This window comes from Allocoleopsis sp. (assembly GCF_036703385.1).
Lineage (GTDB): Bacteria > Cyanobacteriota > Cyanobacteriia > Cyanobacteriales > Coleofasciculaceae > Allocoleopsis.
On sequence record NZ_DATNPA010000038.1, the window covers coordinates 1 to 22,070 of the forward strand.

A 22,070-nucleotide genomic window follows, 5' to 3' on the forward strand; every position below is an offset into this window, starting at 1 on the left:
GCCAATATGTCTAAGAATGTAGATCAACTTCCTGAAGGCGGATGGGGTATAAAACTCATGTCTCAGCTATCAGATCACCTGAGTTATACGTCCACTCACGATCACAGAAATTGTCTATTGATCGTTAAAAATTATGAACAAAAAGGTCTCAATCAGTCACAATATCTCCAAAAAGCTAGTATTTTAGAGCGTGGAATTGAGTATTTCAACCCCATGAACGGCTTGAAATATCAAGGTCAGCAACAAATGCTGTGTGACACTCCCCTCGAAAAAATTTATCTGCAAGTTAGTACAGACCTCAAGGAGTTAGACCAGGTTTTGCAATGGTTCAATCAGTTAAGCCATCTACCAATTTCTCAAACAATTTTCATTCAGTGCCAACTAATTCTAGCCGAAGGTTTTACTAATGCTGTTCGCCATGCCCACAAAGGTTTATCTTGGGCAACACCTATTGAGTTAGAAATAGCAGTGTTCAATGAACGCATAGAGATGAAAATTTGGGATTATGGACAAGCATTTAATTTAGAAGCAAAACTCAGTGAATTTAAAAAGTTAGAACAAAAATCACTCAATTAGGTTAAATTCTGGACAATGAGAGGCTGAAATAGGAGTCGGGAACCGGAATGAAAGTTGCCTTTTTTACTGTTGTGATGCTTGTACTCTTGCCACACTACGCGATCGCCCAAGGAGTAGGGGGAACCCGTGTGAATCAGCTACCCACACCACCAGATACTGGCACATCTGACGATCCGCGAACACCAGGGGGAACCCGAACACCGGCGAAAGCGTGCAAGCAGACAGAAAAGCCGCTTACTGCTTTGGTACCTGAAAATGGTAAGGGTTTAACGACGGCTGAGCATCCAGTCTTCTGGTTTTATATTCCCTATGCTTCTGATGACATACACTCCATTGAGTTTTCACTACACAATCGGGAAGACATGGCTACTCTCTACCGGACTTCTCTCCAACTTTCTAAAACACCAGGAGTGATGGGTATCCCCTTGCCACCAAGCCCGGAAAACTCTCTAAAACTTAATGAGAGCTACCATTGGCGTTTGATGGTTAATTGCGACCATAAAGAAAGTTCTGAAAATATCCTAGAACTGGATGGTTGGGTGACGCGAGTTCAGCCAACTATTAACAGTGTCATTTGGTATGATGAACTGACAAATCGCGCTAAACACTACCTTTCTGAGCCACAAAATCCTGAAGTGAAGACAGCTTGGGCAGAACTGTTGAAATCAGTCGGGTTGGAAGGAATTGCGCAAGAACCTCTGGTGAGTTCAGTCAGTAATCCTAAAAAAGAATGAATGTACCTTATTGAATAATTAGCTAATTATAAGATGAAACTCTTTCCTCATAACTTCTGACTCCTGACTCCTGATATGATGTCCGCTGATATACCCTTAATAAGATTGGGAGAGTTCGTAGTCGCGCTGTCTTCGCTAAAGCGCAACTACAAACTTGATATTAGGGGGGATTTGCCGGACATTATATGACTCCCGACTTTCAATATAGGTCTAATACAGCAAAGTTCACCAGACACCAGAGGACTGCACTGGCGAAAGGCTAAAGCCAATTTCCAACTAGAACGTAAGGTGCCCAATAGTAAGGAGCTTTATATTGCTTAAAAATAGCTAACTGAGCCTGATGAACTGCTTCAGCTTTCGTCACTTCAGGGTTAGTTAACTCCTTGTAAAACTGCTCCATCAAAGCAGCTGTCGAGCGATCGCTCACTTGCCACAGCGTTGACAGCACACTGCGTGCCCCCGCTCTCACTGCTATCCCAGCTAGCCCCAACGTCGCACGGTTATCCCCTTGCGCTGTCTCACAGGCACTGAGGACGAGTAACTCAACGCTTCTAGATGAGCTTTGATTGTTAATCCGAAGCAAGTTATTCAAGTCGCTGCTCTTGAGTAGGCGATCATAAGCCAGAATATAGGTTTCTTGGGGGTCAGAACTGAACTTCCCATGAGTGGCAATGTGAACGACGGAGAAAGCTCCCGACTTAATCTTCTGTTCAAGATTTGCTTCAGTAAATTTGGGATTCAGCAGTAATTGTGAAGGTACAATACTCCCCACTTGTTGCAATTCATCTACGACGTTGGGGAGTTCGTTAAACTGTTGCCTCTCAACTTGCCGTTGCTCACTCACGCCAGCGGTTAAGACCTCTAACTGTTCTCGTTGCAAGGGTCGGAGGTCGAAGAGTTGCAATCCTGGAACTAAGGCAAGCGCATAAGGCTTCTGCATTAGATACTCTTTGCGTTTCCCATCATATAAAACTGACATCGGAATATTTCGCAGAACGCCATCTAGTACAAACACTAAAGTTTTGACATCTCGACTGTTTTCTAAGTCTTGATCCAGCGGTTCCAGCAACCATTGGTATAGCTGTGCAGCCTTTTCTATAACTTCTTCTGGGCGATTGCGTCTTAATATATTCGATCGCAGTTCGATCGCCGTTTTTTCAACCTCAGTCCGTTTTAGGGAATTTACATGGTGTTTTAGAGGTTGCCCTGGGAGTTTGGCAATCACTTCTAAACGATCTTCCAGAATAATTGGATAAATAAATGCTGCTTTTTGGTCTACCTGATCACCGTCCTTGTTCAGCTGCACCATCTGAGAAAGATTACAGCTGAGGAAATTTTCCAGTTCAGCTAACTGGAGGGAGTCAATAACCTCAATGGCTTCTTTTAAATCTGTTTGGCTGGGTTGGGAGTTTTCCTTAGTTTTCAATAACAAATCAACGAGCTTTCGGTGAATCGGTTCTACATTGTCTCGAAAGGAGAACTGTACGTCTGCATCGATGGCGAGCAAATCGCTACGAACGGACTTAAGAGTTTTAACTGCTTCTTTATAGGCTGCGATCGCGCTTTTTTTATCCCCCTGTTTTTCCGATAAACGCCCTAACTGCCATTCCCAACGGTAGAGAATGTCTGGGGATTGAACTTGCTCAGCTACGAAAAGCGCTTGCTGAGTCAGGTTTCGGGCATCCGACCACTGCTCTGTCAGCTCATACAGACCACCCAACTGTCCTAGAGCATAGGATTCGGCTCTTCGGTCTTTCAGTGTTTGAGCCTGTTGAACGGCACTAGATAAAATTTGACCAATTTCTGGCGCTGAGGGTGGGTTTGGAACAAGGCTTGGTTCGGGAAGCTGTTCCCTCAACTTTAAAAAGTGATCGCGACTAATGCACGAAAGTGACTCTATGTCAATAGTAGGTAGGAGACAAGTTAGGCTCCGGGCAAAGTTAAGTCGGGCATAAATATTGGTTTGGCTCGGAGGTAAGCTGGCGATCGCTTGCTGGATTGTTGGTTGTAGTTTTGCCGCCTCTGACCATTGCCCTGTCTCGACTAAGAGGCTTAGCCAGTTTAAGTGAGCTTGAAGTTTGAGGGGCGGTGAGTTGGCGGCCTGTTGATAGTATGCGATCGCAGCTTGAGTATGCTTCCTTTCCTCCTCTTCCTTACCAATTGCCAGGGCTATGTTACCCAAGGCACGTTCAGTATTACCCAACTCCAGCCAAGCAGAACCAATAGCTTTAGCGAGTTTAAAGTCTTTAGCCACTTGCTCGCTGGTCTGCAAAACCGCTAGAGACTCTTTTAGCTTGCCCACTTGCCTAAGAGCCTTGCCAAGACTCTGCAATCCAGTTGCCTTAAGTTCGGGGTCTGCTTGCTGCTGTAGAATTTGCGCAACCTTTTGGAGTCCTGCTTCAGTCTGACGGCTTAACCCTAAGGCTTGTAGAGCCTGAGCTTGGTTAATTAAGCTACCAACAACGCCTGTCTTATTACCAGTTTTGTCGTAGGTAGCCGCTGCTCTTTTCCAGGTTTCTACAGCCGCCTCCAAATGTCCTTTTGCCCATTGCAGGCGACCTTGAGTGTTCAAGACTTTGGCGAAAACATCTAAGTAAGCTTGAGAGTAGGCTGTGTTTTTCTGGTTATTTGGTAGGTTAAGGCTATTAGAGTTAAGTAATGCGATCGCATCGCGAATCGCTCCTTCTGCCTCTTCCCACCGTCCCAAGTGCTGATAAGCCAAGGAAAGATAGCGCAGCACCAGCGCTTGGTTCAAATGATCTCCCTGACTTGTAAAGGTAGAAGCTGCCTGCCCAAAAGCCTCTATTGCCTCTGAAAATTGTTCAGCCTCATAAAGTTCTATGCCCTGTTGCAGGAGTAAGTGAGCATTTGAGGATTGAGAACTCACCTGAGAAGTTCCTTCAAGCTGTTGAGCTGAAAGAGCTGGGACACATAAAGTTGTAATGAGTGCCAACACTACTAACAGGATGAGTCCGAGTATCTGGCGGTACACCCTGAGTGGCGCAAGCGTCACAGGGGGTTGGCTGCGATGCCAAAATCCAAGCGATTTTCTGCTCATATCCTTGCTCTCCAACACTGTGAAATCAATAAGTCACAGACAGCTAACGCAGGCGGCAGCGACCTTGGGAGTGGGGAGCAGGCATCTGTGCAACGAGAACAACTTCTCCTTTTGCATTGACGACCCACCCCTGAGCCTCCACAATCGGGTTAGCTGCGGTTGCTGGTGAGGCAGAGACAGGAACCGCACGAGCCTCAAGTTCAGTTCCTTGTGTTGAAGATGCTACATCTTCCCAAATCTCATTGCTGCTTATCGGTTCATAAGGATTAGGTGCTAAACCCCCTCTACCCGTGTTGAAAAAGCCAATAGATGCCTGCTTTTCATCGGCTTGGCAGTCCTGTGCAATTTCCACGTTGACTGGCTCAGCAGACAAGGTAGCTAATCCCTGACTGGGATCAGCATCGGGAGTGTTGAGAGTCACGGTGCCGTTTAATGAAGAATCTGCCCCAGTGGCGGTAATGTCACTTTCTGGAGTCAACTGTGGTCGAAACTTTGTACCCAAGATACCTTGGGCTGTGATGTTCACATTACCGCCACGGAAGTCATGGGAATTTGCACTGATATCACTATTTTCCAGGGCAGCTAAAACCCCCGTATCAATAGTAATATTTCCACCGCTAACATTGCTTCCAGAAGCGTTGGTAGTAATCCGGCTGCCATGACGCAACACTAAATCTCCAGAAGTCAGGTTGATATTCCCCTGCCCCCCTTGGGTGTTAGCATTGATGGTTGCGCCATTGTCTAGACGGATAGAGTCAGCTACGACGGCGATATTCCCTGCATTACCCTGCCCAAAGCTGCCGACATTCAGGATTGCGTCATTGGTCAGAGCTAGTGTTTGTGTCGTGATATGGATGCCGCCTGCGTTGCCTTGGCCTTCAGGAGTCACCCTGCTGTTGACGAAACTCCCATCTGTCATAGAGATGCGATCGCTGGCACGAAGGATGACCTCGCCTGCATCGCCTTTGCCGTGGGTGGTGGCAGATAGTCCAGCCTGATTCACCAGAGAAAGCCTTCCTGTGGTCATGTCAATTCCGCCTGCGTTGCCCACAGCGTTCTCTTCCACCTTACTGGAGACAAAACCTCCATCCAAGGAAATGGAATCGGTAGCATAAATGCTCACCTGGCCTGCATTTCCCACCCCCCCAAGGCTGGTATTGAGTGAGGCTTTATTGCTCACAGAAAGCGATCGCGTACTGATGACAATGCTGCCTGCCTCGCCTTGACCGTTCTTGTCCACGTTGGTACTCAGTGAGGCTTTATTTGTTAAAGACAATGTTTCTGCACTGATGACAATGTCGCCTGAGTGACCTTGACCGTTAGGAGCTACCCGGCTGTTGACAAAACTCCCATCTGTCATGAACATGCGATCGCTGGCACGAATGATGACCTGACCTGCATTTCCTGTCCCCTCAGTAGTGGCAGATAGTCCAGCATGATGCACCAGAGACAGGATTCTTGTAGTAATGTCAATTCCGCCTGAGTTGCCCACAGCGTTCGGTTCCACTCTGCTAGAGATGAAACCCCCATCCAAAGAGATAGTATCGCTGGCACGAATGATCACCTTACCTCCATTTCCCACTCCCCCAGTGTTGGCATTGAGTGAGGCACCATTGCTCAGAGAAAGCGAATCGGTGGTGATGTCGATGTCGCCTGCGTTGCCGTGGCTGTCCTTGTCCACGTTGGCATTGAGTGAGGCTTTATTGGTTAGAGAAAGGGTTTGTGTACTGATGACAATGCCGCCTGATTGGCTGTCCCTGTTAGAAGCTACCCTGCTGTTAACAAAACTCTCATCTGTCATAGAGATGCGATCGCTGGCGCGAATCATCACCTGTCCTGCATTTCCTTTGCCGTGGGTGGTGGCACTGAGTCCAGCCTGATTCACCAGAGACAGAATTCCTGTAGTGATGTCAATCCCGCCTGAGTTGCCCTCAGCGTTCGGTTCTACTCTGCTCAAGATGAAACTTCCATCCAACGAGATAGTATCCCTGGCACGAATGATGACCTTGCCTCCATTTCCCTCCCCCCGAATACTGGCATTGAGTGAGGCACCATTGCTTAAAAACAGCGAGCCACTGGTAATCTCGATACTGCCTGCATTACCCAAGGCGTTCTGATCGAGTTGATTCTCTACTCTACTTCGCTCAAAAGAGACTCTATCGGAAGCATTAATCACCACATCTCCTGCCTGAGCCTCCGGTATTCCCAAATTTTTCCCTATTCCAGCTATCAGCCTACTTCCTCCCAATACGGCTAAATTACGCGCATTAATGGTAATGAAGCCTCCGCCTCCAGCACGTACATTCACAGCAGCGCCATTACTAATAGAAACGTCTGAAAGCGCTACATTACTAGGAAAGTTCAAGCTGCCATTATCATTTAGTCCAATTTTCCCGGCTGTAGATAATCCTCCTAACTCAATTCGTCCTCCGGGTGCTGTTAGTTTCCCTTTGTCTAAGCTCACCTCACCGCCTACAAGGACTAAGTTTTGATTGGGTTTAACTTCTAGATTAGACCCCTGTATCTTTATAGGGGCAGGATTGTTTCCCAATTGCAAACCAATAGGAACATTTACCGTCAAGATAGGCTGGGTTTGAGTATCAGTGGTGCTGAATTGTGTGCCATCAGAAAACAGTACACTATTCGCTGTAGTCCCTATAAAAGAGCCGTTAATGTTGAGCTTGGCATTGTTGCCAAAAATAATCCCATTGGGATTGATTAAAAATAGGTTAACTTGGCCGTTGGCTGTAATCAAACCATCAATGTTAGAGACAAAGCCACTTGTCACGCGTGCCAAAATGTTCTGAATCCCTGGCTGATTATTGTTGAAGTAGGCACTGCCACCCGTGGGAACAGAAAACTGGCTAAAACTGTGGAAGAGATTTGCACCCCTAGTTGCTCCACCCTCAATTTGGAAAACCCCTGGTCTGGGGGATGTGACTTGACTTCCCAAAGTATCATCGCTGACCACCTGCCCCCAGGCGTACTCTCCAGACATCGCGATTGCCCAAAGGATACCAGCGAAGCGGAGTGCCTTAGAAAAGCGGAACGCTTTTAGTACATAGCATCCCGTTCTGATGATTGCTCCACCTGGCACTAGGAAACTAACTATACTACGCTTCCCTTCGCCTCGTAATCCACTGAAAGCCTTCATAGAATTGACTTTCTCCCGCTCAGCAATTACTTATTGGCTAGCACTGGATTTATGGCTGTTTTAATTTATGAATCTATCCAGCTAATGCATTGTAATTAATATTTTGTGGAAGAGTAAATATTTAATATAAATAAACACAAATAGAAGGTTTTATAAAGATAGGATAAATCTCATTTTTTGAGAAAAATACTCGTAAAGTTAAGAAATTATTGATTGCCCTCTTTTGATTTAGCTGTAAAATCCCGATGACATGAAGTGGAGCGCGTGCATTGGCAATCGCAATTTTATTGCTTACTCTTGCCCTCGTAATCTGGCAACCGCGAGGGCTGAGCATTGGATGGAGTAGTTTAGGGGGGGCGCTGCTTGCCCTGGCTACTGGTGTTGTGACGTTGCAGGATGTAGCGACAGTTTGGGACAGTGCTTGGAATGCGACGTTGAGTGCGATCGCTCTACTTATTATTGCCCGAATCCTTGAGCAAGCGGGTTTTTTTCGCAGGTTGGCACTTGTGTTGACTCACGTCAGCTTGGGTCGTAGGCGTCTGTTTCTTCCCTTAGTCGTTGTCTTGGGAGCGTTAGTCACCGCTAGCTTGACCAACTACGGAACAGCCTTAATCTGGACGCCTACCCTGATGGAAATTCTCTTCGTGCTGGGTTTTAGCTCAAAGGCCACATTTGCCTTGGTCTTCGCTACGGGTTTTCTCGCTGACGTGACGAGTTTGCCCCTCCCCGTCAGCAATATGGTGAACCTTATTTCCACCGACTTTTTTAAGATTTCCTTTTTTCACTACATCTTAGTGATGATACCGATGAATTTTGTTGCGATCGCTACCGGCATGGGAGTCATTTGGTTCTACTTTGATCGTTATATCCCATTTACCTACAACCCTGCTCCTATGCCCCCACCGGATAGCGTGATTCGTGACCCTCTCGTTTGTCAGTGGAGCTTTGCCGTTTTAGGGTTACTCCTAATCGGCTACTTCTTCGCCCAACCCTTGGGCATCCCCATCTCTTGCATTGCCGTGAGCGGTACCTTGGTTATGTTGGCACTCTCCGGGCGCTGGTTCCACAAGGAAGACGCCGCCATTATTCCGATAAGGCAGGTTTGGCGTCAAGTTCCTTGGGAAGTGACTGGGTTCACTTTGGGGATGTCTATTCTTGCTTACAGCTTGCGTAATACAGAGGTAACGACTCTGTTGAGCCAGGTGTTGAAACAGCTATCGGGCTGGGGAATAACCCAAGTCGCCATCGGTACGGGTTTCTTGGCAGCTCTCCTATCTGGCGTGATCAACCATCTCCCAGCAGTACTCATTAATACACTAGCGATTCGGGATGTCTTGGGAATCGATCCAGTGGTTCAAGAGGTAATGATATATGCCAATGCGATCGGTTGCGACATAGGAGCAAAGATTACACCCATTGGTAGCCTCTCCACTCTGCTATGGCTGAATGTTCTCGAGCAAAAAGGACGACCGATGCCTTGGGGTCAGTATGTTCGTATCTCTTTTGTCCTGACTATCCCTGTTTTATTTGTGACTTTGTTGAGTCTAGCTATCTGGCTACCCTGGCTCATTGCCTGAGTGTCTTAAGCATGAGGGCAAACACTCAACTTTCTTTACCGTACCTTAACATTCTCGTGCGATCGCTCGAAAGGATAGTGAGCATGGCTCAATCGCCTCTAAGCGAGAAGGAGATTAGACAAACCTGAGTCGCCGCCCTGGAAAAAATATTTCTGGAGTAAAGAAAAAAGTTGCTTTTGAAATGCATTTGTAACAATTGAAAAAGTCTGGGATCACGCTATAGGTATTACTATCATCCCTTACTTAAGTAATGTTAACCCCTCATTTAAGGAATATGTATTACTATTAATTTATCGGAAAAGTCGGTCGTAGGCTTTAAACTAGTGATAAAGAATTGAAAGTTTCATTACTTTGGGTGTATCTGCTTACCTCTCAACCACTGCTTTTTTAGCAGCGGCATAAAATCCGGCAAATCGCTATTCGAGCGTTTTGCCAACCGTGTAGCAACTAGGCGACTCAGGGCAGGCACTTGTACAAATGCTCCCGACAGTCCTTGTTGCTCCCGGAAAATCAGAGAGGAGTTGAGTTTAATCAATCATGTGAGTAAGCAATGGCAACCCAAACTGCACTAACCCTATGTACCAAGAGTAACGGCAGGGAAGCAGAGCCGAAGCATTTTGTGTGTGGCTCTCTGGATAAACTCTTCACCCTCACGTTGGATATGTTTTTCATCGTGGGTTTTGATGGCTATTTCAAGCAACTCAACCCGATTTGTGAGAAAACTTTAGGTTATACCACCCAAGAATTCTTGGGCCAACGATGGATTGAGTTGATTCATCCAGAAGACCAACAATCAACGCTTGAGCAGTTGCAGGAGCTGATTACACAGACAGGTACAGGTACGGTACAGTTTGAAAATCGCTACCGTTGCAAAGATGGTTCATATAAATGGCTGTTGTGGAATGCAACGGCCTGCCAAGACCAAAAATTGATTTATGTGGTGGCTCGTGATAACACCGAATGCAGACGAGCAGAGGCAGCAAAACGAGAAAGCGAAGAACATTTCCGCTTGTTAGTTGAGGGGGTCAAGGACTATGCGATTATTATGCTTGATCCAGTGGGCCGCATTGTCAGTTGGAACACAGGTGCCGAACGCATCAAACAATATCAAGCCTCAGAGATTATCGGTAAGCATGTCTCCTGCTTTTATACCCAGGACGATATTCAGCTCGGCAAACCCTTGCAAGGATTAGACATTGCTGCGCTTCACGGTCGTTTTGAGGATGAAGGCTGGCGAGTCCGGAAGGATGGTTCAAAGTTCTGGGCAAATGTGGTGATTACCGCATTACACAGTGAAGACGGACGGCTAAGCGGTTTCGTCCGGGTAACACGAAATATTACAGAGCGTAAGTTGGCCCAAGAAGCGCTGCAAAAAGCTCATGATGAGTTGGAAAAACGAGTTGCAGAACGGACGGCTGAGTTAACACGGACGAATAACCTCCTGAAACAAGAGATTGCGGAGCATGAACGCACAGAAGCCGCTCTACGCCAATCAAAGGCTCGCTTAAAACAGCAGGCTCAGCAACTGGAGAAAGAAAAACAACATGCAACGTCTCTGTTGGAGAAGCTTCAGCATACCCAAGCTCAGCTTATTCACACTGAAAAAATGACAACTCTGGGGCAGGTGATTGCGGGTATCGCCCACGAAATCAACAACCCAGTCGGTTTTATCTATGGTAACCTCGATTACGCTACTTGCTACATCAATGACTTGATGCGCTTGGTGGAACTCTATGTCCATCATTATCCCCAGCCTGTACCTGCGGTTGAGGCAGAGTTGGAAGCCATCGATCTGAATTTCTTGATGGCAGATATGCCAAAACTGTTGTCCTCCATGAAAGTGGGGGCTACTCGTCTTCGCCAAATTGTTTTATCTCTCCAGAACTTCTTAAGGACTGAGCAAACCGAAATGAGGCCAGTAGACCTTCATGAAGGTCTTGATAGCACCTTAATGATTTTGCGGCACCGTCTGAGAGGTTCTGAGGAGTATCCAGAGATAACGGTGATCAAAGAGTATGGCTCTTTACCCTCAGTAGAGTGTTTTGCAGGGCAGATTAATCAGGTGTTTATGCATCTGCTCACAAATTCAATTGATGTGTTGAACTCATCCATTGAGCAGCGAAAAACAGATCATCAAATCACGATTACCACGGGCGTTCAGGACATCATTCGAGAGCAGGAAGGAGAGACGGATCCAGAGAAGATTCCTCACGCTGTAATTCGGATTTCTGACAACGGGTCAGGGATGAGTGAAGATATCTGCTGCCGACTATTTGAGCCTTTTTTTACGACGAAGGCACCGGGTAAAGGGACAGGTTTGGGTTTATCGATTAGTTATCAAATTGTCGTAGACTATCACGGAGGTCAATTGACTTGTGTGTCTGAACCTGGGAAGGGAGCCGAGTTCGTGATTGCGCTTCCAGTTCGGCAACAACTTTTGTCATCGAGCCTGTCTTAATGGGCCTAATAGCGGTGCCCCTAGCCTGTAGTCTAGGCAACTGAAATCCGCTATGGAGTTTGAAGATTGGAAGGTTCCCACTAGTCTTCTAACCTACAGGAGTTGGGAATAGGGAATGGGGAGTAGTCCAGGCAATAGCGCGGGGATTTTACCCCGCCTAAAACTAGCCACTTGAAAGTAGGGAATCGGGAATCGGGAATTGTTTTTTCGACTCCCTACTCCCTATTCCCCTTCTTCGGTCAATAACTGACTCACTAACCTTCAACCCAGGAGTAGTGTTGGCATTCAATCCCCTTTAAAAACCCACTTCCACAAGGGGTGGCTCGCTCCTTGTTGACCAATCCGACGGACTTGTTGTTCTAGGTGCTGTTGTTCCTGACGTGGTAGTCCTAGCACAAGATTACGACTCTGCCAGACCAAGACGGCTGTCGTCATAGCAACACAAAAACCTAACCCGAAGGCAGGCCAAGGATTGAAGATGATACCGTATCGCAAAGCGGCCCAGGTAAAATGCGATCGCATCAGAGAAATTTCATAGTGCCAGCCCCACAAGCACAAGGGACCCAGCGTCACCCAAAGCAAGCTCACCAACAACCAACGACCATAAACGGTCAGCCGATGTAACCGCATTATCTGTGTCTTAAAGGTAGGGTCGAGGTCGGAGAGTAATGGTTGAGGTTTTTGGGGCTTTTGGGCGTCTGACTGGTTCATTTTACAGGTTAAATGAAAGCATCGCGCTTGATAGGCTGATACATATTAGACTTATCCGGAAATTAGCCGACAATACTATCTGTAGAGTTCTATCGTCCTCAATTGGTGAGCCAACTTCCCACCTATAGGGGGACTACATATTTCCGGATAGCTCTATTGAAAAAAGCTAGGTGAAGTTGTTAGTTTTGACTTTGTAGGCAGAACAAAAACCTTCTGATGACTTTACGAATAAGCTTTCAATGTTCTTACTTTTAGCCCTTCCTACGAAGCCGAGTAACTACACACCAGCTTATTCTCTAGACTTCATCGGCAACTATAGACTTTCCTGCGGGAGGAGGTGGAGATTTGTCAGCGCGCTTTCTCCACCAAGCTAGCAGCGTACTGGCAATGAAGATGCTGGAATAAGCACCTGCTGTAAAGCCAATAATTAGGCACAGGGCGAAATATTTCAGCGTTTCGCCACCAAACAGGAAGATAGAAAGCAAGGTCAGCAGCACGGTTAATGTGGTATTGATGGAGCGGCTTAGAGTTTGATTCACCGCATCATCCACAACTTGGTCAATGGGCATATCCGGATGTTCCTTGATGACCTCCCGCACCCGGTCATAAATAACTACGGTATCGTTCACCGAGAAACCAATAATCGTCAATATACCAACCACAAACAGGCTATCGATTTCCACAGACGGCAGCAGCAGACCTAAGATCGAAAAGATGCCAACGGTGATAAAAACATCGTGGAATAAGGCAACAAACGCAAAGAAAGCGTAGTCGAACTGGAACCGGAACGTTAGGTAGATGAGAATCCCAGCGAAAGAAAGGATAATCGCCAGCATCCCGGAGATAAATAACTGCTGACCCAGGGTTGGGCCAACCGTGTCAATTTGGATCGTCTTCGGGTCAAACGCACCGATTTTTTCGCTTAAGGACGTTAGCAGCTGAGTACGCGATGATTCGTTTAACGTCTTAGTCCGAATCGTGACTCCTGGTTTTTGATTCCCTTGTTTATCCAAAATTTGGATACTACTGCCACCCAATCCCCGCTCGTCCATCACCCCGCGAACCGTTGTAATGTCGATAGGTTTGTCGCAAACACCGGCTTTGGAGCAATCTAGCTCGACTTGCAGTCGCGTGCCGCCGACAAAATCTAGACCCAGACGTAAGGGCGACCCCAGAGTGGCGGTAGAAATAACCATGCTGATAATACCAGCAAGGATAAGAGTGGCGGAGGCTGTCCACCAAAGCGATCGCTGTTTGATTACATTGAGTTTCATCTCGACCTCTTTGCCTATGAATTGACTAATTTTGGTGGGTTGGGAACAAAGAGTTCAGGCTTCTGACGCAACCCTGGAAATCCTAGGACGAGCAGTAACATGAAAGTCCGAGTACAGGTGATCGCCGTAAACATACTCAGTATGACCCCCAAACCCAGTGTCAGTGCAAAGCCCTTCACCAACCCAGACCCTAACCAAAATAGTGCGGCACAAGCAATTACCGTCGTCACGTTACCATCCAAAATGCTAGAGAATGCTCGATAAAACCCCGACTCAACCGAGCGATACAAGGTTTTACCTGCTCTTATTTCTTCTCGCGTCCGTTCAAAAATCAGTACGTTAGCATCAACCGCCATACCAATACTCAGGATAAAACCGGCAATTCCTGGCAGCGTTAAGGTCACGCCTAAAAGGGCAAAAACTGCTAGCGTCAATAGGGCATAAATCACCAAGGCAAGATCCGCAATTAAACCGGGTAATCGGTAGTAAACGCCCATGAACACCAAGACTAAAGTTAGACCTCCAACCCCAGCATAGATACTGCGCCGGATGCTGTCCTGACCGAGACTTGCACCTACGGTGCGGTTTTCCACGATTTCGACTGGTACTGGCAATGCACCCCCTCGTAGCTGCACAGCTAATTCTTTAGCCGATTGGGCTGTAAAGTTACCAGTAATCACAGCACTCCCGCCGCTGATACCAGTTTGTGCAAATTCTGGCCCGACGACGGGAGAGCTAATCAGCGCCTTATCCACGAAAATACCGATGCTACGACCAGTTCCCGCTAAGTCTTTGGTGAGTTGAGCAAACGCTTCCCCGCCTTTGGCATCAAAACGGAGAGTCACTTCCCACCGCTCACTGATTTGAGTGGGTTGATAGCCCGCATCTTTCAGATTTTTGCCGGTGAGATTGATTTTTTCAAACAATTGGGCGATCGCCTCATTGCTACGTTCAATCGCAGCTTGATTTTCCGCGATCGCTTTTTCATCGCCTGTTTTCCTCAGTTCATCCTGCTTTTGCAGGAGTCCTGCTCTAATCTGTTGTTCAATGGGTAGCTGCGCCTCTGTCCCCGGTTTTTGCTTACGAAAATCCATCTGTGCCGTGCCACCCAACACCCGTTCTGCCTCTTTCGGGTCATTCACCCCAGGCAGCTGCACCAAGATTTGATCAGAACCAACAGTTTGTACAACGGGTTCAGAAACCCCAAGTCCATTGACCCGACCTTCAACAACACTGAGAACGGCCTCTAGCTCCTTTGAGGTGATTTGCTTAATTTCTTCCGTAGTCTTGACTTGAATGGTTAGTTGCGCCCCCCCCTGTAAGTCCAGTCCTTGCCGGATTGGATTATTCAGCAACACCACGATCGCAAGAATCACGAGACCGACAATCAAGCCTAATAACAAACGCTGTCTTTGCATCACTACGAACCGCCGCAACAAGTGATATGATAATCTGTTTTGGCAACGACCCAGAGTTTTCGGTCATGTCGTGTCACTCGGTGGCAAGCTAGCGCACAGTTCACAAAACCCCTCACAGGATTGAAAGTTGAAAGGTTAAACCGGAGGAAGCAAGGCTTCCTTGGTCTTTACAGCTGCGATACTGTTGTGTATTTGAGCGCTACGCGCCGGCTACGCTCACGCCCGTGGCAGATCCCCTGCAATCGTTTTGCCTTAAACTCGCAGTGCGGTCATTTTTTGTACAGCTTCCACAATCTGTTGGGGTTGCACAATCGTCAGATTCTCCAACATCCCGTTGTAAGGCGTTGGGATATCCTGAGAAGACAGGCGTAGTACTGGCGCATCGAGTTCATCAAACAATCGATCATTGATCGACGCGATTAATTCTGCTCCAATACCCCCAGTTTTCATGCATTCTTCCACCACAATCACCCGATGGGTTTTGCGAATGGAAGCCCCGATGGTGTCAAAATCTAGCGGCTTCAAGGAAATCAGGTCAATCACCTCTGGGTCAAATCCCTCTTTTTCCAGCTGCTTCACCGCTTGCATGACGTGATGACGCATCCTGGAGTAGGTGAGAATTGTTACATCTTTCCCCTTGCGAACGACCTCTGCTTTATCTAGAGGAACCAAGTACTCCTCATCAGGCAGGTCTTCTTTTAGGTTGTAAAGCAGGACATGCTCAAAGAATAAAACAGGATTGTCGTCCCGAATTGCAGATTTAAGCAGTCCTTTAGCATTGTAAGGGGTGGAGCAGGCGACGATTTTTAAACCGGGCACTGCCTGAAAATAAGCTTCTAGTCGCTGGGAGTGTTCAGCCCCCAACTGACGCCCAACTCCACCGGGACCACGAATCACCATCGGAATTTTGAAGTTCCCACCGGACGTATAACGCAACATCCCAGCGTTATTGGAAATTTGGTTGAAGGCAAGGAGCAAAAAGCCCATATTCATCCCTTCAATAATGGGTCGTAAACCCGTCATGGCTGCACCGACGGCCAGACCCGTGAAGCTGTTTTCTGCAATCGGGGTATCCAGAACCCGAAGGTCACCGTATTTTTTATACAAATCTTTAGTGACTTTGTAGGAACCACCGTAGTGACCCACATCTTCACCGAGAACAAATACAGCTTCATCGCGTGCCATTTCTTCATCAATGGCTGCGCGGAGAGCGTTGAAGAAAAGTGTTTCCGCCATCAGTACCTCACCAGATTCGGCAAATGCCATCCTAGCATTGCCTAAGCCCCCTCAGGGAAACTACTGCTACAGGTGGTGGAGGCAGCCCTCCAAATGCTACTGTGCGTCATTTGAACGAACAAAAAGGTGTTGAAGATGCGATCGCTCATCAGATCCATGAGCATAACGCCGAAAGCCCCCCTTTCTCAGCCGGAGCTTCACTAAGGAGATAGAGAAACTCAAGCCTAAGTCCTGTTCATTGCAAACGCACTCGGAATTCTAGAAGACTTCTGAGAAGGCTGTCTGGCAGAGAACGTCGTTTTCAAGAATGGTTGAATCACAACATCAGTAAGCAACTGGTACAAGACGCGAAGCTTTCGGGTTCGGCTCTGGCGTTTGAGGACTTGACCGGAATTCGGGACAGTCTTAACGAAAAACCTAGAAGCAAAACTGAGAGGCGTAGGACAAATAACTGGGCTTTTTACCAACTCAGGTTGTTTGTGAATTACAAAGCCGCCATTGCTGGCGTTTTGGTTGTGTTTGTTCCGCCTGCCTATACAAGTCAGACCTGTTCTCGTTGCCGACATGTCCACCCCGTTAAAGGAAAGTCGTATCGGAATGGGAAAAAGTTTAAGTGTGGGTATTGTGGCTTTGAGCATGATAGCGAAGCGTTAGCGAGTCTTCGAGCGTCTGCTGATATCAACGCCGCTTGTAATATTGCTGATTTGGGGAAGTCTGTAAGCCTTCCTGAAAGTCCAGGGATAGCTTGTCTATTAGAGGGGCAACTGCCCCTGTTTAGATGGGCTTGAACCGGGCTAAAGCCCCCGTACTTTAGTCGGGGGTAAGCTTACGAGAACGTTACAACGCTGCGAATAGACTCCCCTGTATGCATCAAATCAAAGGCATGATTAATCTTCTCCAAAGGCATCACATGGGTAATTAGATCATCAATGTTAATTTTCCCTTCCATATACCAATCCACAATTTTGGGCACATCCGTGCGACCCCTGGCCCCCCCGAAGGCTGACCCCTTCCAAACGCGCCCGGTAACCAGTTGAAAAGGACGAGTCCGAATTTCCTCACCGGCACCCGCAACCCCGATGATTACACTCACACCCCAACCTTTATGGCAACACTCTAAGGCTTGGCGCATCACATTAACATTACCAATGCACTCAAAACTGTAATCAGCGCCCCCTTTGGTTAAATCCACCAGGTAGGGAACTAAATCCCCCTCCACTTCCTGAGGATTTACAAAATCAGTCATGCCGAATTTTTCAGCGATCGCTCGCTTATCGGGATTAATGTCAACACCGACAATTTGGCTGGCACCTACCATCCGCGCTCCTTGGATGACGTTGAGGCCAATTCCTCCTAGCCCAAAAACCACGACTCTGGCTCCGGGTTCGACTTTAGCGGTGTAAAGCACGGCACCGATACCCGTAGTCACGCCGCAGCCGATGTAGCACACTTTATCAAACGGAGCATCTTCACGAATTTTCGCCACGGCGATTTCCGGCAGCACTGTGTAGTTGGCAAACGTGGATGTCCCCATATAGTGATAAAGTCGAGTGCCATTGAGCGAGAACCGACTCGTGCCATCGGGCATGACCCCTCGCCCTTGAGTCCCACGAATTGCTTGGCAGAGATTGGTTTTACGACTTAGGCAGTATTCGCACTGACGGCATTCGGGAGTATACAAGGGAATTACATGGTCGCCCGGTTTCACACTGGTGACCCCTTCACCCACCTCCACCACCACACCCGCCCCTTCATGTCCCAGAATGGCGGGGAATATCCCTTCCGAGTCTTTGCCCGAGAGAGTGTAAGCATCGGTATGGCAAACTCCAGTTGCCTTAATTTCAACCAATACCTCACCGGCTTTTGGGCCATCCAACTGAACTGTTTCGATAGTTAATGGCTTCCCGGCCTCATAGGCAACTGCTGCTTTGACCTGCACTTATCCCCTCCTGTTTGGTTCTATCAACAGATTAATTTCAGTGTATGGACATTCGTCTTAATCTGGCGACATCAGCTGTTGTCACAGTGAGGATTTGAATTACACATAGCAGTGGGGGATGCTGAAGCGATCGCGGTAAAGTTAATTAATAGAGGACTTACACAAAATTCTCCACTCAATACGAATAGGAGTAGTAGGGTACGTCGCGATGCACCCTAGAGGTAGAGTTTTGGCGCAAGTGCTGTTATATAGATGGACTTCCCCACGAATTGGGGAGAGCATGGTAAGGAAGATTCATGGGAAACGAAACAATCGTTCTCTTATCCAGCAGAGAAATTGAAAAAATGCGCCGCGCAGGGCGCTTAGGCGCTGAACTTTTAGATCACCTAGCACCAATGGTCAAGCCAGGGGTCAGTACCTTAGAACTGAATGACGAAGCGGAGCGCTGGACTGTAGCACATGGGGCAAAAAGCGCTCCCTTGGGCTATCATGGCTTTCCTAAGTCCATCTGCACCAGTGTTAATGAGGTGGTGTGTCACGGGATTCCCAGTGCTAAACAAATCCTCAAGGATGGCGACATTATCAATATCGATGTGACGCCGACGTTGGAGGGCTACCACGGTGATACTTCTAAAACCTTTTTTGTCGGGACTCCTTCCCCAACGGCGAAAAAATTGGTTGAGGTGACGGAGGAATGTTTAAGAAGAGGGATTGCTGCTGTTAGCCCTGACGCACGTATCGGAGACATTGGTGCGGCGATTCAGGAGTATGCCGAAGCTCATGGCTTTTCTGTCGTGCGAGACTTCGTGGGACATGGCGTGAGTAACATTTTCCATACCGCACCTCAGGTTCCTCACTATGGCACACGGGGGAAAGGAAAGCGTCTCCGCCCTGGTATGGTTTTCACCATTGAGCCAATGATTAATGAAGGGACTTGGGAAGTTGAGGTTCTTGCCGACAAATGGACAGCCGTGACCAAAGATCGTAAGCTTTCTGCTCAATTTGAGCACACATTAGCTGTTACGCAAGAGGGTGTTGAAATTCTTACATTACGGGAAGCGGATGCACAGAGGAAATCCGCTTAGAGATGTGTTAGCAAGAGCGGTGTGTTAAGGTATCGCACTAGGTGAAGTGTGCGAGCGCTCCCCTACTCTCAAAACGTTAATGTGATTTCTAACCTACCTTTGTAAAAATTTTTAGTTCTCTCCTTGAGCTATCACTTTTATGCGCTATCTTAAGGAGGAGAATTAATTCGGTTGCAGATTTTGTTTTCATCAGTAGGCTTCTCGCTTCTGGTCGTTAACAGATTTCTCTCCGCAATTTCAATCTCTACACTCCCCTGTTTTTGGAGAAGATCGATGTCAATTTATGTAGGTAATCTGTCCTACCAAGTTACACAAGACGACCTCAATGCGGTTTTTGCAGAATACGGTACTGTAAAGCGGGTTCAACTTCCCACGGATCGAGAAACTGGTCGCATCCGTGGCTTTGGCTTTGTGGAAATGAGTTCAGACGCTGAAGAAGAAGCCGCGATTGAGGCTCTGGATGGTGCAGAATGGATGGGTCGCGACCTAAAAGTGAATAAGGCTAAGCCCCGCGAAAATAGAAGCTCTTCAGGTGGTTTTCGCAAAAGCAACAACTTCTCTCGTCGCTATTAAGCTTTAATAACAACAATTTTAACCTTTGGGGGCTAGCCGACTTTTATCTGCACTTTATTTTTAAGACTTGTAAGTCAGCCGATTTTTATCGGCTTGTTTTCTTTTTTTTATTTCTTAGTAACTTCTAGTGAATTGTAAGAGCCTCAACTAGAAAAACTTGAGCCTTTTTGCTCTCATTATCATCCATTGAAGCTTCGCCAAATAACGTAGGTATCGAGTCTTTTGCTAATTTCCAGAATGCGACTTTTCAGGGCGACAGATTGACAACAATGAACTGTGAGCAAAAACATATAATAGGGTTTTGTTTGATTTCATCCCGTTCAATCTTCCTACCTTGTAGAAATGTTGCAAACCTCAATAACTTATTAGTTGTCAAGTGCTTTTGGTCAGTAAATCAGAGGGCTTCCTCATAGCTTTGAGCAGATGCAGAGGGACGAGCAATCGGTTACAGTAAGGGTATGTCTATCGTTGTGGTTGAAAACCTGAGCAAAGTCTACCCGGTAGCAGTCAAAGAACCAGGCATTAAAGGCACGTTGGCTCACTTTCTGCGCCGCACCTACCGCTCAGTAAAAGCCGTTCAAGATGTTTCTTTTCAGATCGAGATGGGTGAAGTGGTGGGGTTTCTCGGTCCCAATGGCGCGGGAAAAACGACCACACTCAAAATGCTCACTGGACTTATTCACCCCTCCAGTGGTGGAGTGAGAGTGGCAGGTGATGTTCCCTTTCGCCGTCAACGCGACTTTTTGCAGAAGATTACCCTGGTTATGGGTCAAAAGCAGCAGTTGCTTTGGGACTTGCCAACACTGGACTCTCTGAAAATCAACGCCGCTGTTTATGGAATCTCTGACAAAGAGTTTCGGTATCGAGTCGGAGAACTCACTGAAATGCTTTCTCTGGAAGGCAAACTAACTCAACCCGTGCGCAAGCTTTCTCTGGGTGAACGGATGAAAGCTGAACTGCTAGCCGCACTACTCCACCAACCCCAGATACTCTTCCTGGATGAGCCAACATTGGGATTAGATGTCAACGCCCAAGTTGGAGTACGCGACTTCCTCCGCGAGTATAATCGGCGCACAGGTGCCACGATACTTTTGACCAGTCACTACATGGCAGATATCACCGCCTTGTGCCAACGGGTACTGCTAATTTACGCCGGTCAGCTGATTTATGATGGTTCTCTGGAGGGACTCGTTGACCGCTTTGCACCTTATCGGGAAGTTCAGGTAGAACTTGCTTCTGGATTACTAGAAGCACAGCTATCTACCTATGGTGAAGTGCAATCGGTTGAAGGTCGGGAGGTGCGTTTTTTGGTAAAGCGCGAGGCACTTACGAGTACAGTATCGCGGATTTTGGCTGAGCTGGAAGTTATTGATTTAACTGTAACCGAGCCGCCAATTGAAGAAGTGATTGGTCGCGTCTTTCGTGCAGGAGTCGTTTCATGAATCGAGCCATCAGAAAGGCTCAAGCATTCCTCTCGGTTTACTACGCCCATATGCTGGAGTACCGAGCGGAGTTGTTGTTGTGGGCTCTTTCAGGAACTTTACCGCTGATTTTGTTGGGTGTCTGGACAAAGGCATCCCAAAATGGACAATTTGGACTGGAGCCAGCAGATTTTGCTCGCTACTTTCTCGCGGTTTTTCTGGTTCGCCAGTTTAATGTAGTTTGGGTTGTTTGGGAGTTTGAAAAGGAAGTGGTGCAAGGGCGACTTTCCCCCCGACTCCTGCAACCTATCGATCCAGCGTGGCATCATGTCGCCATGCACTTGTCTGAACGGCTTGCTCGTCTGCCTTTCGTGGTAGTGCTGGTGGGTTTGTTTTTTCTCCTTTATCCTCAGGCCATTTGGCTGCCGAGTCTGGGCAGAGTGTTGCTGTTTGTGCCAGTTGTGGCACTGGCTTTTACTGTACGATTCTTGATGCAGTATACTTTTGCTCTGCTTGCCTTCTGGACAGAACGAGCTAGTGCGATCGAACAATTCTCCTTTTTGTTTTACTTGTTTCTGTCTGGCATGATTGCCCCTTTAGAAGTCTTTCCTCCAGCTGTGCGTGAGGTAGCACAGTGGACTCCCTTTCCTTATCTAATTCACTTCCCCGCAGCGATTTTAATTGGGCTACCTGTGGATATTGTGCGAAGTATTTTAGTGATGCTGGGTTGGAGTCTGCTATTTTTCATCTTGAACCGCTGGTTGTGGCGCAAGGGATTGAAGCAATACTCTGGGATGGGAGCTTAGTTGGGTAATAGTTAAAAATTCGTAGATTTGATCGCTCCGCTCACGAAGTA

15 protein-coding genes and 1 pseudogene are annotated in these 22,070 nt (G+C 47.3%); 9 read left to right on the top strand and 7 right to left on the bottom strand.

What is annotated here, in order from left to right; translation table 11 throughout:
- Positions 1–576, top strand: a 576-nt coding sequence (locus tag V6C93_RS02015; RefSeq protein ID WP_333474970.1) for an ATP-binding protein, incomplete at its 5' end; no start/stop codon positions are given.
- A gap of 47 nt (positions 577–623) precedes the next feature.
- The gene (locus tag V6C93_RS02020; protein WP_333474971.1) at positions 624–1,310 is read left to right on the top strand and encodes a DUF928 domain-containing protein; all 687 of its coding nucleotides are present in this window, start codon (positions 624–626) and stop codon (positions 1,308–1,310) included.
- Positions 1,311–1,569: 259 nt separating this feature from the next.
- On the opposite strand, the gene V6C93_RS02025 is transcribed toward V6C93_RS02020, so the two are convergent.
- The gene (locus V6C93_RS02025; protein ID WP_333474972.1) at positions 1,570–4,368 is read right to left on the bottom strand and encodes a CHAT domain-containing protein; all 2,799 of its coding nucleotides are present in this window, start codon (positions 4,366–4,368) and stop codon (positions 1,570–1,572) included.
- Between the two features lie 43 nt (positions 4,369–4,411).
- Positions 4,412–7,522 carry a filamentous hemagglutinin N-terminal domain-containing protein gene (locus V6C93_RS02030; RefSeq protein ID WP_333474973.1) on the bottom strand — a complete coding sequence of 1,037 codons (3,111 nt, stop codon included), beginning with the start codon at positions 7,520–7,522 and terminating at the stop codon, positions 4,412–4,414.
- A gap of 269 nt (positions 7,523–7,791) precedes the next feature.
- Between V6C93_RS02030 and arsB the strand changes: the two genes are divergently transcribed.
- On the top strand, positions 7,792–9,099 hold the full coding sequence (gene arsB / locus V6C93_RS02035; protein ID WP_333474974.1) for an arsenical efflux pump membrane protein ArsB: 1,308 nt from the start codon (positions 7,792–7,794) through the stop codon (positions 9,097–9,099).
- Positions 9,100–9,649: 550 nt separating this feature from the next.
- Complete coding sequence (locus tag V6C93_RS02040; protein WP_333474975.1) at positions 9,650–11,557, top strand: PAS domain S-box protein; 1,908 nt, start codon at positions 9,650–9,652, stop codon at positions 11,555–11,557.
- A gap of 285 nt (positions 11,558–11,842) precedes the next feature.
- Here V6C93_RS02040 and V6C93_RS02045 read toward each other — a convergent pair whose 3' ends face one another.
- The 4 genes from V6C93_RS02045 to V6C93_RS02060 form a co-directional block, all read right to left on the bottom strand.
- Positions 11,843–12,268, bottom strand: a complete 426-nt coding sequence (locus V6C93_RS02045; protein WP_333474976.1) for a hypothetical protein — start codon at positions 12,266–12,268, stop codon at positions 11,843–11,845.
- Positions 12,269–12,564: 296 nt separating this feature from the next.
- Positions 12,565–13,542 (bottom strand): protein translocase subunit SecF, encoded by a 978-nt coding sequence (secF, locus tag V6C93_RS02050; protein WP_333474977.1) that lies wholly within the window; start codon positions 13,540–13,542, stop codon positions 12,565–12,567.
- 14 nt (positions 13,543–13,556) lie between these two features.
- The gene (gene secD / locus V6C93_RS02055; RefSeq protein WP_333474978.1) at positions 13,557–14,960 is read right to left on the bottom strand and encodes a protein translocase subunit SecD; all 1,404 of its coding nucleotides are present in this window, start codon (positions 14,958–14,960) and stop codon (positions 13,557–13,559) included.
- Between the two features lie 252 nt (positions 14,961–15,212).
- Positions 15,213–16,196, bottom strand: coding sequence for an alpha-ketoacid dehydrogenase subunit beta (locus tag V6C93_RS02060; RefSeq protein ID WP_349262595.1), 984 nt, complete (start codon positions 16,194–16,196; stop codon positions 15,213–15,215).
- 233 nt (positions 16,197–16,429) lie between these two features.
- On the opposite strand from V6C93_RS02060, the pseudogene V6C93_RS02065 reads away from it, so the two are divergent.
- A pseudogene (locus V6C93_RS02065) lies at positions 16,430–16,984 on the top strand (RNA-guided endonuclease TnpB family protein); the annotation flags it as partial.
- A 38-nt stretch (positions 16,985–17,022) separates the two neighbouring features.
- On the opposite strand, the gene V6C93_RS02070 reads toward V6C93_RS02065, so the two are convergent.
- Positions 17,023–18,135: an S-(hydroxymethyl)glutathione dehydrogenase/class III alcohol dehydrogenase gene (locus tag V6C93_RS02070; RefSeq protein ID WP_333474980.1), complete on the bottom strand. Its 1,113-nt coding sequence runs from the start codon at positions 18,133–18,135 to the stop codon at positions 17,023–17,025.
- A gap of 296 nt (positions 18,136–18,431) precedes the next feature.
- Between V6C93_RS02070 and map the strand changes: the two genes are divergently transcribed.
- The 4 genes from map to V6C93_RS02090 all read left to right on the top strand — a co-directional run bounded on the left by map (position 18,432) and on the right by V6C93_RS02090 (position 22,020).
- Positions 18,432–19,220: a type I methionyl aminopeptidase gene (gene map, locus V6C93_RS02075; RefSeq protein ID WP_333474981.1), complete on the top strand. Its 789-nt coding sequence runs from the start codon at positions 18,432–18,434 to the stop codon at positions 19,218–19,220.
- Between the two features lie 273 nt (positions 19,221–19,493).
- Entirely contained in the window at positions 19,494–19,793 is a 300-nt protein-coding gene (locus V6C93_RS02080) for an RNA-binding protein (RefSeq protein WP_333474982.1), read from the top strand.
- Positions 19,794–20,251: 458 nt separating this feature from the next.
- A complete protein-coding gene (locus V6C93_RS02085; protein WP_333474983.1) occupies positions 20,252–21,235 on the top strand; it encodes an ATP-binding cassette domain-containing protein in 984 nt (327 codons plus the stop codon).
- Positions 21,232–22,020 (top strand): ABC transporter permease, encoded by a 789-nt coding sequence (locus tag V6C93_RS02090; RefSeq protein WP_333474984.1) that lies wholly within the window; start codon positions 21,232–21,234, stop codon positions 22,018–22,020. Before V6C93_RS02085 ends, V6C93_RS02090 begins: the two co-directional genes overlap by 4 nt.
- Positions 22,021–22,070 lie beyond the last annotated feature (50 nt).

Bases quoted from the DNA above. Each gene is read 5' to 3' on its own strand.
- V6C93_RS02020 (WP_333474971.1), top strand. From the start codon at position 624: ATGAAAGTTGCCTTTTTTACTGTTGTGATGCTTGTACTCTTGCCACAC.
- V6C93_RS02025 (WP_333474972.1), bottom strand. From the start codon at position 4,368: ATGAGCAGAAAATCGCTTGGATTTTGGCATCGCAGCCAACCCCCTGTG.
- V6C93_RS02030 (WP_333474973.1), bottom strand. From the start codon at position 7,522: ATGAAGGCTTTCAGTGGATTACGAGGCGAAGGGAAGCGTAGTATAGTT.
- V6C93_RS02040 (WP_333474975.1), top strand. From the start codon at position 9,650: ATGGCAACCCAAACTGCACTAACCCTATGTACCAAGAGTAACGGCAGG.
- V6C93_RS02045 (WP_333474976.1), bottom strand. From the start codon at position 12,268: ATGAACCAGTCAGACGCCCAAAAGCCCCAAAAACCTCAACCATTACTC.
- secF (WP_333474977.1), bottom strand. From the start codon at position 13,542: ATGAAACTCAATGTAATCAAACAGCGATCGCTTTGGTGGACAGCCTCC.
- secD (WP_333474978.1), bottom strand. From the start codon at position 14,960: ATGCAAAGACAGCGTTTGTTATTAGGCTTGATTGTCGGTCTCGTGATT.
- V6C93_RS02060 (WP_349262595.1), bottom strand. From the start codon at position 16,196: ATGGCGGAAACACTTTTCTTCAACGCTCTCCGCGCAGCCATTGATGAA.
- map (WP_333474981.1), top strand. From the start codon at position 18,432: ATGGGAAACGAAACAATCGTTCTCTTATCCAGCAGAGAAATTGAAAAA.
- V6C93_RS02080 (WP_333474982.1), top strand. From the start codon at position 19,494: ATGTCAATTTATGTAGGTAATCTGTCCTACCAAGTTACACAAGACGAC.
- V6C93_RS02085 (WP_333474983.1), top strand. From the start codon at position 20,252: ATGTCTATCGTTGTGGTTGAAAACCTGAGCAAAGTCTACCCGGTAGCA.
- V6C93_RS02090 (WP_333474984.1), top strand. From the start codon at position 21,232: ATGAATCGAGCCATCAGAAAGGCTCAAGCATTCCTCTCGGTTTACTAC.